The following is a 12,783-nucleotide window of genomic DNA, read 5'->3' as shown; positions in this document are numbered from 1 at the left end:
TTCTATCCATGGCATATTTAAAGGCTAAAATAATCATCACGCTATTAATAGTGTGGTGATTATTCGTTTACGACCACTTACACAGAGATTAGGGACTGAAAGTTAGTGAACATTCCCTCAATTTCAAGTATCATTCGCTATTGCTAAATACCCTTATTAATTATAAGGTCATCGCGCTGACAAACCTTGCTGGCATAAAAACAGTAACGATACGGCGATATCCAAGCCATCGTGGACAAATAATGTTGTTCAACCTCATACTATGCCCTATCAAGGTTGCTTTATTTTTAACGCAATAATTTATTTTATGACCAAAATAGCTTAGAATAGCAACAATTAGCAAAATTAGGCACAGCTAAAGTGGCTTGATATTGTATCTATATTTTTTAAGCCAATATTCTCTAAGCCACAAACCCAGTGTGGGATAATCCCATTTCATTCACCTGGAGGAAGTATTAATGAGCCATGCCGAAGGCGTTAATGTAAAACGCCGTAGAGTTCTTATTGCCTCGACTGCCGCGATTGGTGCAGCTGGGGTAGCTGCCTTGGCAACACCTTTTGTCCGCTCTTGGACGCCAAGCGCTAAAGCTGAAGCTGCAGGGGCTGCAGTGACCCAAGATATCGGTTCTATCGAAGATGGACAAATGATTGTCATCAAATATCGCGGCAAACCTATTTATGTGGTTAAGCGTACCGAAGATATGATTGCAGGATTAGAGTCAGTTAAACCATTACTGTCTGACCCAGACTCTCTTGCCTCTTTACAGCCTGAATACTGTGCGAATCCTACGCGCTCTTTAGAACCAACTGTGTTGGTCGTTGAAGGCGTGTGTACGCATTTGGGCTGTGCGCCGAACTATCGCCCTGACGTTGGTGCCGCTGACTTAGGCGGTAATGACTGGTATGGCGGATTTTTCTGCCCCTGCCACGGTTCTAAGTATGACTTAGCAGGTCGCGTCTTTAGTGGCGTTCCAGCACCGCTTAACTTACCCATCCCAGATTATAGTATGGATGGTACCATCTTGACGGTTGGGGAGGCTTAATATGAGTATGGGTAAAAAAATCATGCACTGGGTGGACGCGCGCTTTCCGGCGACCGAAACCTATGAATATCACATGTCCAAGTACTACGCACCAAAAAACTTTAACTTTTGGTACTTCTTTGGCGTGTTATCTATGGTCGTACTGGTCAACCAATTGGTGACGGGTATCTGGCTAACGATGATGTACAACCCAAGTGCCGAAGGGGCATTTGCGTCTGTTGAATACATCATGCGTGATGTGAAAGGCGGCTGGCTTATTCGCTATATGCATTCCACTGGCGCCTCGGCGTTCTTCGTGGTGGTCTATCTGCATATGTTTAGAGCCTTGCTTTACGGTTCGTACCAAAAACCACGTGAGCTTATTTGGCTCATCGGTATGGGTATCTATCTAGCATTGATGGCAGAAGGTTTCTTCGGTTACTTGCTACCTTGGGGCAACATGTCATTCTGGGGCGCACAGGTTATCTTGAACTTACCTGCCGCGTTGCCAGTGATTGGTGACGGTCTTGCCGAATGGGTACGTGGTGATTATATTATCTCCGGTATCACCCTAAACCGCTTCTTTGCCTTACACGTTGTCGCTATTCCTTTAGTGCTCGTGGGCTTGGTCTTTATGCATTTAGTGGCACTGCATCATGTGGGTTCGAACAACCCTGATGGCATCGACATTAAAAAGCTAAAAGATAAGAACGGCGTGCCATTAGACGGTATTGAGTTCCATCCGTACTACACCGTTCATGATATGGTTGGTATTGTGGTGTTCTTTATCCTGTTCTTTGCAGTGGTATTCTTCTTCCCAGAGGGCGGCGGATTCTTCCTTGAGCCACCAAACTTTGAGACAGCGAACTCGCTGAAGACGCCTGCTCATATTGCACCAGTATGGTATTACACGCCATTCTATGCCATTTTACGTGCAGTCCCTGACAAGCTGGGTGGTGTGATTGCGATGGGTGGTGCGATTGCCGTATTGTTCTTGATACCATGGCTCGATAGATCGCCGGTACGCTCTATACGTTATAAAGGCATTTTATCTAAAATTGCTTTAACCGTGTTTGCGATTAGTTTCTTAGTTTTAGGTTACTTAGGCGCGACGCCAACAACACCAACAGCAACATTGATGGCTCGTATCTTCACTGTCTTGTATTTCTTGTTTTTCTTACTGATGCCAATTTATACCTCTATCGAGAAGTGTAAACAGCCACCAGAACGCGTTACCGGAGGTCACTAATGAGCACGCTAATTAAATCCCTAGCTGGTTTAGGCTTAGGCGCGGCACTGACTTTGACTGCTGGTACTGCACTGGCAGCGGGCAGTGGGTGTGGTACATTCACCAATGCTGAGGGTGTCGAAGAGCACTTGCTCTGTAGTGAAGCCCCTATTGACTTTACCAATAAAGGCTCACTACAAAACGGTGCCAAGACTTTTATGAATTACTGTGCAGGTTGTCACTCAGCACAGTATGTTCGTCACTCTCGCATCGCTAAAGATTTAGAGATTCCACCTGAGCTAGTCGAAAAATACTTGATGGTGACGACCGATCAGATCGGTGATCATATCAATGCTGAGATTGACCCTGAGGTTCAGGCCTCATGGTTTGGTGCTGCGCCACCAGATTTGTCACTTGAGACAAGACTGCGCGGCGATGACTGGGTATATACTTACCTACTATCATTTTATGAAGATCCAAGTCGTCCTTGGGGCGCCAATAACCTAGTGCTTGCAAACGCTGCAATGCCTCATGTCTTGCACAACATGCAAGAAAAATTGAGTCAAGAAGAGTTCGAGTCTGAGGTTGGTGATTTGGTTAACTTTATGGCGTGGATGGGTGAGCCTGCTCGTCACGACCGTCAAGTAATTGGTTTCTTCGTCATTATCTTCTTATTGGTTTTACTCATCCCAGTCTACTTGCTCAACAAAGAGTTCTGGAAAGATGTAAAATAAATAGAAGTAGATAGTATAAAAACCAAGCATTATATAAGGCACTACTTCGGTAGTGCCTTTTTTATGTTTTGATGGTTTAATATTTAATGAAAACTCAAGACATCAGACAAATAAAGCGCTCATCAGCAACATTTACGCGAGTTACCTTGATAAACACAGCGACTTTGTTTACGATGACAACCTTCACTATTAACATTAGGCTTTCATGATTGATGCGAATGACATTCCCAGTAGTCAGCTGATTTTATACGCTGATGACGGCTACGACAGTCATGTAGTACGCCTATTACTTGAAGAAAAGAAGCTCGCTTATTATTTATCACGTTTGCATTCTGAGCGTCCTGAAGATTTGACTGAGCTCAACCCCTATCACACCTTGCCTGTTCTGCAACAGCGCGAGATTGCACTCTATGAAATTAACGTCATCTTTGAATATCTTGAGGAACGTTATCACGCCAATAAATTGCTGCCTGACACTCCACAAGAGCGGGCTCAGTTTCGTCAATTGGCATGGCGTATACAACGTGATTGGTTGGTGCTCGGCAAGCGACTGCTTATGCATCCAGATAGCTTTAACAAAGCACAAGCTGCCTTGGCAAAAAAGCAACTCGCTGATTCATTGATTACCTTGTCACCGCTGTTTGCTCACAAGTCTTACTTTATGGCGGATGAGTTTGGTTGGTGTGATGTACTACTCGCGCCTTTATTATGGCGACTTGAGGAGATGGGCATCGAACTACCTCGGGCTATTAGTCGTCCGTTGTTTGACTATCAAACGAGAGTCTTTGAACGCAGTAGCTTTCAAAAAAGCGTGCGTTAATTAGGGCCTGTCTTCAATTTACTCGATAGTCATCTAAATGGGCTAGAAATGGCTAAATCTTGCCAAACATCGTCAAATAGCTGGTTAATATCCCGATATTATCTGCGCTATTTTTCTTGTTTAACGGCAATTTATCTCATTTTTATCACCATTTTTGAAATGAAGACACGCCCTAGACAAATATAAAAAGCTGTCCTAGAATAAATACCAATAAAACAGACGTTAAGTAGCCTTTATCCTCTGATAAATTGCTGAAATAACTGTCTTTTAATTATAAAATATCATTAGTATAGGAAATCATCAGATGAGCGAAACCACCTCTATTACTCCGACCCGCCCCTACATGGTACGTGCGCTATACCAGTGGATAGAAGACAATGACCTGACTCCCTATCTGATGGTCGATGCAACGGCTGAAAACGTGCAAATTCCAACCGAACACGTGCAAGATGGTCGTATTGTCTTGAATATCGCCAGCCGCGCCACTGGTAATATGAGTATGGAAAATGACTATATACATTTCAGTGCGCGCTTTGGCGGCGTGTCACAAGATATTTGGGTACCACTGACGGCGGTGCTAGGTATTTATGCGAAAGAAAACTCGCAAGGGATGTTTTTTGATCCCAATGAATATGACAATTATCAGCCTGAAGGCGATTCACCAGTTGCTGCTAAGAAAAGCCCAACAGCAGCACCCAAGCCGAAACGTGATAATAAAGCAGGCTTAAAAGTCTTAAAATAGTCGGTTTTTCTACCTAAAAAAGCTGGTCGTATTGAATACGGCCAGCTTTTTTATTGTCAGTCTAAAAGTGTAACGGCTTTTAAAACGCTTAGATTTTTGGCGCTTGGGTTTTTAACACTTAGGTTCTTGGTAAAGTCACACCGCGCTGGCCTTGATATTTACCACCGCGATCTTTGTAACTGGTCTCACATACATCATCAGCATCACTTTGGAAAAATAGCATCTGCGCCACGCCTTCACCCGCATAAATACGCGCTGGCAAATTGGTGGTATTACTAAACTCTAGAGTCACATGCCCTTCCCACTCAGGCTCAAGCGGCGTGACATTGACGATAATTCCGCAACGGGCATACGTTGATTTACCCAGGCAAATCGTTAATACGTCACGTGGAATACGGAAATATTCCATGGTGCGTGCCAATGCAAAAGAGTTGGGCGGAATAATACATTCGTCACCGACGATATCAATAAAACTTTTTTCATCAAAGTTTTTAGGATCAACGACGACTGAATGCACGTTGGTAAAGACTTTAAACTCAGGGGCACAGCGCACATCATAACCATAGCTTGACGTACCGTAGCTGACCAAACGCTCGCCTGCATCATTAAATCGTACTTGACCCGCTTCAAACGGCTCAATCATGCCATGTTCTTCGGCCATTTTACGAATCCAGCGGTCAGATTTGATAGACATTGTTGTTCCTTAGCAAATATTTAATAGCGACGATTATACGGAATTGAAGGCTCAATTTATAGAGCAATGGCGACTTTAAAATTAATACGTCCAATAGCCTAATTATCATCAACCTATATTTTACAATCTACCATTTGGCAAAGTGATCTTCTGCTAAGCCCATCACCTTATCAAACTTAATCACCTCATTTTTGATGCGAATCTCACCACTATAAAAGCCAAGCCACTGCTCGAATATACTGGCAAGCACACCAAAGTTATCCGTCTTCTTATAAACGGTCATCGGTGTAAAGGTTAAGTCAATATCCACGTTGCTCCAGCCTAGATTCTGATGATAGATACGCCAAGTATTTTGCACGGATGTATCCCAATCTTTACGTATAAATAGCACTGGTGGTAGATAATAAATCTGCCCATCCAGCCAGCACGCATTTTCGCTAACCCCTGTTTCATTGACACCCATAGATAGGTTCAACGTAAAATGACAACCATCGGGCAAATAGTGATTAATACAAGTCCAGAACCAATTGGTCTTGTGACGCATATAGCCGAGCGTCCAATCTAGATTGGCAATAGTCGTTTTGGAAAAGTGGATTTGTTTGGCTTGAGTATCAGTGTTAAATTTTGAATTGGCTTTAATAAGCAAATGACCAGATATGGCTGTTAATGGTTCTTTTTGCGTAAACGTCCAGCCACGCCTGCCAGTTGGTGTGCAGATAGCCAGTGGCTGCGCTTGCCGCGCCAGTGTCGCATTGAGTGCAAGATATTGACTGTCCAGCGCTACCTTAATTTGTGAAGGCATAAAATCTAATGTCACGGTTAAATTCGCATGGACAAACGCCATTTGCCCTTGATGACAATCACCCTCCAATAACGTATGACGAGTCAACGGCTGCAATGCTTCACAAACCTCCAACTCATCCGTCTCATCGTTGTAAAGATAAACAAAAGCACTGGTTGCCAGCTTAATCGTCGCCAATGCTAGACAGATTCGATAAGGCGGCTGAATAATTTGGATAAAACAGAATTGATTGGCCTTTAATTCTTTGCGCCAATTTGGTAAGGTTTTTTGTGAGATAAGATGGCTGTGATAGTCCAAATAATTGATATTTTTGACGTGAGCAAAGATGCCAAAAGTAGGCTGACCGTTTTGAATAAGCTCATTGAGAACAACTGGCTTAATGCAGGTGGTTAAGTGTTGTTGGTTTTGGTCGTTGCGACTTTGATTCATGATTAAGGCATCCTAGCCATAGTTCATTGAGAAACTACCTGTCCTTGGTAGCTGACTGCGGTACTTATAACGCTTCTTTTTGCCTGCCTTGACGCTGCCCAAATTGCCTCTCTCACCGCTTTAATCTCTATCGACGTTAATCCATCTGCCAGCTCTTCAGTCACATTGGCTACGGCAAAACCATTTATGCCAAATGGATGTTTGAGAAATTTAAGCAGTAGATCAGTCAGCGCCTGTAATGCTTTAAAAAAATCGGCAATCACCATTCGGCGATTGCTAAAATCAGCATGGACTTCATAGCGTTTGCTACTCCCATCTTTATAGTAGCAAACGGCAATCAATTGATTGTTTGAGAGTTCAATCACATATATCGGTGGGCGGAATAATTTCAGTAACCTATACTGTTTGGGAATATTGTCTAAATGACGTTGATAAATCGATAAGCTCACAATATTCCCTTTTTAAAAATCTAAGCCCTTCAAACTTTACTTACTTAGGCTATTTAACTATTACTAGAAGCCATTAAAAACCATTAAAAAATACGCTTATCATCGATAGGCTTGGCAAATTTATTAATATTGGCTTCAATATTTTTAGCAATGCTCATATAGTAAGGTGCAAATTCATCATCGGCTAAGACACTTGGCTCACCTTTATCCACTTGTGCACGAATACCGCTCGCTAATGGCAACTGACCTAACAGCGGCACTTGATATTGCTCAGCGATTTTTTCACCGCCACCTGTGCCAAAGATAGCTTCGGTATGATTACAGTTGCTACAGGTATGCAGCGCCATGTTTTCGACCACGCCAAGCACTGGTATATTGGTTTTGTTAAACATCTCAACGCCTTTCTGCGCATCAAGTAAGGCAATATGCTGCGGCGTCGTGACAATCACGGCGCCCGTTACGGGAATGCGCTGTGCTAGCGTCAATTGGATATCACCCGTACCCGGTGGCATATCAATCACTAAGTAATCTAGCTGCGGCCAATTGGTTTGATTATACAGCTGCATCAAGGCACCAGTGGCTTTTGGTCCGCGCCACGCGACAGGCGTATTGTCACCGTCGAGCAAGCTGCCAATCGATAGCATCGCCATGCCATGCGCATTGATAGGAACGAACTGCTCATTTTCTAGCTCAGGTCTGACATTATCGACGCCCAGCATGGTTGGCATACTAGGGCCGTAGATATCGGCATCGAGCACGCCAACACGGTTGCCCAGCTTTTGTAATGCCAAGGCGATATTGACGGTAGTTGTTGATTTACCAACACCGCCTTTACCTGACGCCACCACGATAATATGACGAATACGCGGATGCGCTGTCAATGATGCTTGTGTCGGTGCGGCTTTGGTAATCGGCGGTTCGGCATCAGTTGTCTTACTACCAGTCGTTTCTGACGACTTGCTTTGGCTGTCCATTGCATTGGTGGTCTTGGGCATTGCCTTCGGTAAGCTTGATCCTGTCCCTTTCGCTGGTGCTGGCAGACGGACATTCATGTGAATCGCTTTGATACCGTGCGGATGTAGCAGCTGCCCGAGCTCTTGTTGGATGATTTCAGGGTTACTATTTACGGGAAGACGCAAATCTAAGGTAAGCTGATCGCCATCGCGCTCAAGTCCTGTGACCATGGTGGCAATGCTAATGGTACCTACTTCGTAACCAAGCAGTACCTTGTCCACAGCACTATCGCGCTCTGCCCGCTGCTCTGGTGTTTCTGTTTTTTTGGTGGAGGTTTTCTTCATAAAGTTAAACATAGTGACCGTTACTGCCTATACAAGTGGTTAGGTATGGTAAAAACTCAGTGAATACTGTCGTAAATAGCGTCAACAATATAGCTCATGAGCATGTTAGCCAAACCTTTTATGATGACAGTGTAGCTGAATTGGACGCATAAAAAAACCACAACGCCAGTAGGACTGACGTTGTGGTTTACATAGTTATATCTGTATATTAATTCATAAACCAACCATGACTGGCAACGATAGACTGACCCGTAAATACATTGCTTGGGAATGCTGCTAAAAATAGTGCCAACTGAGCAATGTCTTCGACCGTCGTGAATTCTTTGTCGACAGTATTGACCAACATAATATCATTCACTACGGATTCTTCGCTAATGCCTTTTTCAGCCGCTTGTTGCGGGATTTGTTTTTCGACCAAAGGCGTTTTGACAAAGCCAGGACAAATCACATGCGCGCGCACATTGTGCTCGGCACCTTCTTTTGCCAATACTCGGCACAGTCCAAGTAGTCCATGCTTAGCAGTCACATAAGGCGCTTTAAACATTGATGCTTCATGCGAATGCACAGAACCCATATAAATGACCGTACCGCCTTTATCGTCTTTGTACATATGCTGTACGGCAGCTTTGGTGGTCAAAAATGCCCCATCTAGATGAATAGCGAGCATTTTTTTCCAGTCGTCAAATGCCATTTTATTGATTGGGTCGATGATTTGAATACCAGCATTGGAGACGAGAATATCAATCCCACCAAAGGTATCAACTAGCTGCTGCACACCTGCGTTTACCGCATCCTCTGAAGTAACATCCATGGCAATTGCCAATGCACGCCCACCAGCCGCTTCGATAGCAGCGGCTGTTTTCTGCGCTGCTTCAAGATTAATATCTGCAATACCAACCGCAGCGCCTGCTTTTGCATAAGTTTCAGCAATGTCACGACCGATACCACTTGCAGAGCCAGTGACCAACGCTACCTTCCCTGTCAAATCATGCTGTAATTGAGTCGCCATCTTTTATATCCTTTCATTACATAGCTTTTCTGAATACTATTATTGGGCAATGCTTACTTATTGGGCAATACTCACAGGCGTTTTTTCTTGGAGTTCTTCGAAGCTGACCCCGTCTGCCAGCTCAACTAACTTCAAGCCACTGTCAGTCACATCGAGTACCGCAAGCTCAGTAATGATACGATCAACGACCCCTTTACCCGTTAATGGTAGCTCACAATTGGCAAGGATTTTTGGTTCTCCGTGTTTGTTGACTTGCTCCATCAACACAATGACTCGCTGCACGCCAGCGACTAAATCCATTGCACCGCCCATGCCTTTGACCATCTTTTTGGGAATCATCCAGTTGGCCAAATCCCCTTTTTCCGAGACTTCCATCGCGCCCAATATTGCAAGATTGACATGACCGCCACGAATCATCGCAAACGACTCTGAACTACCAAAATAACTGGCGCCTGGTTCTGCGGTCACTGTTTGCTTGCCAGCGTTAATCAAATCAGCATCGACATTGTCTGCCGTTGGAAACTCGCCGATACCTAGCAGGCCGTTTTCTGACTGTAGCCAGACATCCACATCTTCAGGAATATAATTGGCAACTAGGGTTGGTAGACCAATGCCTAAATTTACGTAATAGCCATCTTCTAATTCTTTTGCGGCACGCTGTGCCATCTGCTCTCTTGTCCATGCCATGGTAACTTCCTTATTTTTATAACCACCCCAAAAAATATGATTAGCGGTGTCAAACTCGCTTAGTCTACTAAATGTAGCACTTTCACTCGTTTTCCTTGCTACTCCAATTTTCGGAAATGGTATTACAATATTTTATTATTAATGTCATCTTTTAGAAATATTTCGACAACGCTATCAATTAAGCGCCTTCGGCTGCCTTGATTGTCGTCTTTTCGATACGCTTTTCAGGGCTGTTATTTAATACAATACGCTGCACAAAGATACCAGGCAGATGCACTTCATCAGGATCGAATGTGCCAGTCTCTACAATCTCTTCTACTTCGACAATGGTAATTTTGCCTGCCATGGCGCAGTCTGGATTGAAGTTACGGGCAGTTTTGTTAAACATTAAGTTGCCCGATTTATCTGCTTTTTGCGCTTTTATTAATGACACATCAGCACGCAATGTATGCTCAAGCACATAAGTGCGCCCATCAAAATCACGTGTTTCTTTACCTTCAGCTACCAGTGTGCCGACACCAGTTGCTGTGTAAAATGCAGGAATACCTGCGCCGCCCGAACGTAGTTTTTCAGCCAACGTTCCTTGCGGGGTCAGCTCAACTTCTAACTCACCTGCCAAATATTGACGCTCAAACTCTTTGTTTTCACCCACATAAGAGGAGATCATTTTTTTTATTTGGCGCGTCCGTAGTAACAGACCAAGACCAAAATCATCGACACCTGCGTTATTACTGATACAAGTTAAATCCTTCACCCCACTATCGTGCAGGGCTTCGATTAACGCTTCAGGAATACCACACAGACCAAAGCCGCCGATAGCAAGGGTTTGCCCATCACTAACGATGCCTTTTAGTGCTTCTTCGGCACTGCTATATACTTTTGATTGACTCATACTGAACTCCTTTTTTATTTAATATTTTATATGCAGCTTTACTTATGCAGCTTGACTAGGGCGTGTCCTCATTTTAAAAATGGTGATAAAAATGAGAGCACCCCTTAACATTCAAAATTATAAGAACTATTATTTAAAGTAATACATTCTATATCGGTATATCATATATAAAACACTTATGCTAACTTAGCACATTATTCTCATAGCGACTAGAGGATATCCATAAGTCAGAAACCATAAGGAAGAGCGCAGCCGCTGAGTGTATCGCCTATCAACACTTCATCAGTACAAATATGCATGACATAACAACCATTTACCATGCTGTACTGTTGAATTTTACCATTGACTCCTATTGATATGCTCTAAATACTCGCTACTTTAATTTTGCCAAGGAGGGCCATCATGTTTAGTACACTTGCTATTGTCATTACCCTATTATTACTCATGTTCTTTGCTTATCGCGGTTATTCTGTGCTGATCTTAGCACCGATTATGGCGACATTAGCCGTCTTACTGTCAGGAGATTTTTTAAGTACGATCCCTGCCTATACTGATGTATTTATGGGTGCATTGAGTGGATTCTTACTCAAGTTCTTCCCTATATTCTTGCTGGGTGCACTGTTCGGGCGTTTGATGGCTGACTCTGGCGCGGCAACCGCCATTGCCAATACGGTCGTCGAAAAGCTCGGTGCCAGCAAAGCCATTCTTGCTGTGATTTTGGTCTGTGCCATTTTGACCTACGGCGGTGTATCGTTGTTTGTTGTGGCTTTTGCTATTTATCCAATCGCCAAAGACTTGTTTAAAGCCGCTGATATACCTAAACGCTTAATTCCAGCCGCCATTGCCCTTGGGTCATTTACCTTTACGATGACGGCATTACCGGGCACGCCAGCCATTCAAAATGCCATACCGATTCCTTATTACAATACCAACGTATTTGCCGCGCCTATTTTGGGTATCATCGGCGGTACTATCATGTTTATCTGTGGTTGGTTGTGGTTGCAATCACGCGCCAAAAAAGCCAATGCAGCGGGCGAAGGCTATGGTCAGCATGATGATGAAGATGTGGGCGGTGTTGGTGCAACTGCAAAAGAAGCTGAGGTATTAAGTACTCACCAAACCTCATTTACGGTTGCTATGATTCCGCTGGTATTGGTCATCGGCTTGAATGCCTTATTAACTTATGCAATTTTTCCTTCGATAGACTTCAGTAGTCTACAAGCCCAGTTTCCAGACCTAAATATCGCAGGCTCACTTGGACTGTGGTCGATTATCATCTCATTAGTCTTGGCTTGTGTGGTGCTAATTTTGCTGCGTATTGGTCATTGGAACAATCTACAGAAAACCATTAACCGTGGTACTTATGATTCTATGTTGCCGATTTTTAATACCGCATCAGAAGTGGGTTACGGTGCAGTTATCGCCTCATTAGCAGGGTTTCTTATCATTCGTGACAGCATTCTAAACTTGACTCCTGATAACCCGCTCATCTCAGAAGCGGTCGCTATGACCACACTTGCTGGCATTACCGGTTCATCGTCTGGCGGTTTGAGTATTGCGCTGTCGACATTGGGTGAAGATTATCTCAGAATGGCAGTTAATGCTGGTATCGACCCTGAACTAATGCACCGTGTGGCCGTTATGGCAGCGGGTGGTTTGGATACGCTGCCACACAGCGGCGCGGTCATTACTTTACTCGCTATTTGTGGTTTAACCCACAAGCAGTCTTACTTAAACTTAGCCATGGTTACGATGGTCATTCCATTAGTGGCTGTGGTCGCTGTTATTACCTTAGGTACCATGTTTGGCTCATTCTAAGCTAGCTTAGTTATTTACTATTACTGACTACTGGTATCTAAGCGAATAATGGATAAATAAAAAACCCACTTGGCAAAATGCTTGGTGGGTTTTTTGTGGCTGCTCTATAACCATTCTATAACTATCAAATACGGCGCAAGCCTATTGTTTATGGCTGAC

Annotated in this window: 13 protein-coding genes; 6 read left to right on the top strand and 7 right to left on the bottom strand. The window is 43.8% G+C overall.

Annotated elements, in window-relative coordinates; translation table 11 throughout:
• The first annotated feature begins 458 nt into the window (after positions 1-458).
• The 5 genes from petA (at position 459) to IE130_RS02120 (ending at position 4,546) form a co-directional block, all read left to right on the top strand.
• Positions 459-1,043, top strand: a complete 585-nt coding sequence (gene petA / locus IE130_RS02140) for a ubiquinol-cytochrome c reductase iron-sulfur subunit (protein ID WP_189581028.1) — start codon at positions 459-461, stop codon at positions 1,041-1,043.
• A 22-nt stretch (positions 1,044-1,065) separates the two neighbouring features.
• Complete coding sequence (locus IE130_RS02135) at positions 1,066-2,271, top strand: cytochrome b (RefSeq protein ID WP_026037242.1); 1,206 nt, start codon at positions 1,066-1,068, stop codon at positions 2,269-2,271.
• Positions 2,271-2,984, top strand: coding sequence for a cytochrome c1 (locus IE130_RS02130; RefSeq protein WP_189581025.1), 714 nt, complete (start codon positions 2,271-2,273; stop codon positions 2,982-2,984). The genes IE130_RS02135 and IE130_RS02130 overlap by 1 nt, the downstream gene beginning before the upstream one ends.
• Positions 2,985-3,189: 205 nt before the next feature.
• Positions 3,190-3,804 carry a glutathione S-transferase N-terminal domain-containing protein gene (locus IE130_RS02125; RefSeq protein WP_010199892.1) on the top strand — a complete coding sequence of 205 codons (615 nt, stop codon included), beginning with the start codon at positions 3,190-3,192 and terminating at the stop codon, positions 3,802-3,804.
• Positions 3,805-4,108: 304 nt separating this feature from the next.
• Positions 4,109-4,546 (top strand): ClpXP protease specificity-enhancing factor, encoded by a 438-nt coding sequence (locus IE130_RS02120; protein ID WP_010199894.1) that lies wholly within the window; start codon positions 4,109-4,111, stop codon positions 4,544-4,546.
• A 118-nt stretch (positions 4,547-4,664) separates the two neighbouring features.
• Here the strand turns inward: IE130_RS02120 and dcd are convergent, their stop codons facing one another.
• The 7 genes from dcd to IE130_RS02085 all read right to left on the bottom strand — a co-directional run bounded on the left by dcd (position 4,665) and on the right by IE130_RS02085 (position 10,806).
• Positions 4,665-5,240 (bottom strand): dCTP deaminase, encoded by a 576-nt coding sequence (gene dcd, locus IE130_RS02115; protein ID WP_010199897.1) that lies wholly within the window; start codon positions 5,238-5,240, stop codon positions 4,665-4,667.
• A 127-nt stretch (positions 5,241-5,367) separates the two neighbouring features.
• Positions 5,368-6,471 (bottom strand): DUF2804 domain-containing protein, encoded by a 1,104-nt coding sequence (locus IE130_RS02110; RefSeq protein WP_189581022.1) that lies wholly within the window; start codon positions 6,469-6,471, stop codon positions 5,368-5,370.
• Positions 6,472-6,494: 23 nt separating this feature from the next.
• Positions 6,495-6,920, bottom strand: a complete 426-nt coding sequence (locus IE130_RS02105) for a hypothetical protein (RefSeq protein ID WP_189581019.1) — start codon at positions 6,918-6,920, stop codon at positions 6,495-6,497.
• 83 nt (positions 6,921-7,003) lie between these two features.
• Positions 7,004-8,230, bottom strand: coding sequence for an iron-sulfur cluster carrier protein ApbC (gene apbC / locus IE130_RS02100; RefSeq protein WP_189581016.1), 1,227 nt, complete (start codon positions 8,228-8,230; stop codon positions 7,004-7,006).
• 196 nt (positions 8,231-8,426) lie between these two features.
• On the bottom strand, positions 8,427-9,227 hold the full coding sequence (locus IE130_RS02095; RefSeq protein ID WP_189581014.1) for a 3-hydroxybutyrate dehydrogenase: 801 nt from the start codon (positions 9,225-9,227) through the stop codon (positions 8,427-8,429).
• Between the two features lie 57 nt (positions 9,228-9,284).
• Positions 9,285-9,914, bottom strand: coding sequence for a CoA transferase subunit B (locus tag IE130_RS02090; protein ID WP_189581011.1), 630 nt, complete (start codon positions 9,912-9,914; stop codon positions 9,285-9,287).
• Between the two features lie 178 nt (positions 9,915-10,092).
• Entirely contained in the window at positions 10,093-10,806 is a 714-nt protein-coding gene (locus IE130_RS02085; protein ID WP_189581008.1) for a CoA transferase subunit A, read from the bottom strand.
• A gap of 402 nt (positions 10,807-11,208) precedes the next feature.
• On the opposite strand from IE130_RS02085, the gene IE130_RS02080 reads away from it, so the two are divergent.
• The gene (locus tag IE130_RS02080) at positions 11,209-12,624 is read left to right on the top strand and encodes a GntP family permease (RefSeq protein ID WP_189581005.1); all 1,416 of its coding nucleotides are present in this window, start codon (positions 11,209-11,211) and stop codon (positions 12,622-12,624) included.
• Positions 12,625-12,783 lie beyond the last annotated feature (159 nt).

The sequence above is a fragment of the Psychrobacter glaciei genome, from assembly GCF_014652895.1.
In the GTDB taxonomy this organism is placed as follows: Bacteria; Pseudomonadota; Gammaproteobacteria; order Pseudomonadales; family Moraxellaceae; genus Psychrobacter; species Psychrobacter glaciei.
Note: the sequence above shows the minus strand (reverse complement) of the source record. Positions and strands in the feature narration are given on the sequence as shown.

What these genes read in the sequence shown, in the direction of transcription:
- petA (WP_189581028.1), top strand. Translation starts at nt 459, where the DNA reads ATGAGCCATGCCGAAGGCGTTAATGTAAAACGCCGTAGAGTTCTTATT.
- IE130_RS02135 (WP_026037242.1), top strand. Translation starts at nt 1,066, where the DNA reads ATGCACTGGGTGGACGCGCGCTTTCCGGCGACCGAAACCTATGAATAT.
- IE130_RS02130 (WP_189581025.1), top strand. Translation starts at nt 2,271, where the DNA reads ATGAGCACGCTAATTAAATCCCTAGCTGGTTTAGGCTTAGGCGCGGCA.
- IE130_RS02125 (WP_010199892.1), top strand. Translation starts at nt 3,190, where the DNA reads ATGATTGATGCGAATGACATTCCCAGTAGTCAGCTGATTTTATACGCT.
- IE130_RS02120 (WP_010199894.1), top strand. Translation starts at nt 4,109, where the DNA reads ATGAGCGAAACCACCTCTATTACTCCGACCCGCCCCTACATGGTACGT.
- dcd (WP_010199897.1), bottom strand. Translation starts at nt 5,240, where the DNA reads ATGTCTATCAAATCTGACCGCTGGATTCGTAAAATGGCCGAAGAACAT.
- IE130_RS02110 (WP_189581022.1), bottom strand. Translation starts at nt 6,471, where the DNA reads ATGAATCAAAGTCGCAACGACCAAAACCAACAACACTTAACCACCTGC.
- apbC (WP_189581016.1), bottom strand. Translation starts at nt 8,230, where the DNA reads ATGTTTAACTTTATGAAGAAAACCTCCACCAAAAAAACAGAAACACCA.
- IE130_RS02095 (WP_189581014.1), bottom strand. Translation starts at nt 9,227, where the DNA reads ATGGCGACTCAATTACAGCATGATTTGACAGGGAAGGTAGCGTTGGTC.
- IE130_RS02090 (WP_189581011.1), bottom strand. Translation starts at nt 9,914, where the DNA reads ATGGCATGGACAAGAGAGCAGATGGCACAGCGTGCCGCAAAAGAATTA.
- IE130_RS02085 (WP_189581008.1), bottom strand. Translation starts at nt 10,806, where the DNA reads ATGAGTCAATCAAAAGTATATAGCAGTGCCGAAGAAGCACTAAAAGGC.
- IE130_RS02080 (WP_189581005.1), top strand. Translation starts at nt 11,209, where the DNA reads ATGTTTAGTACACTTGCTATTGTCATTACCCTATTATTACTCATGTTC.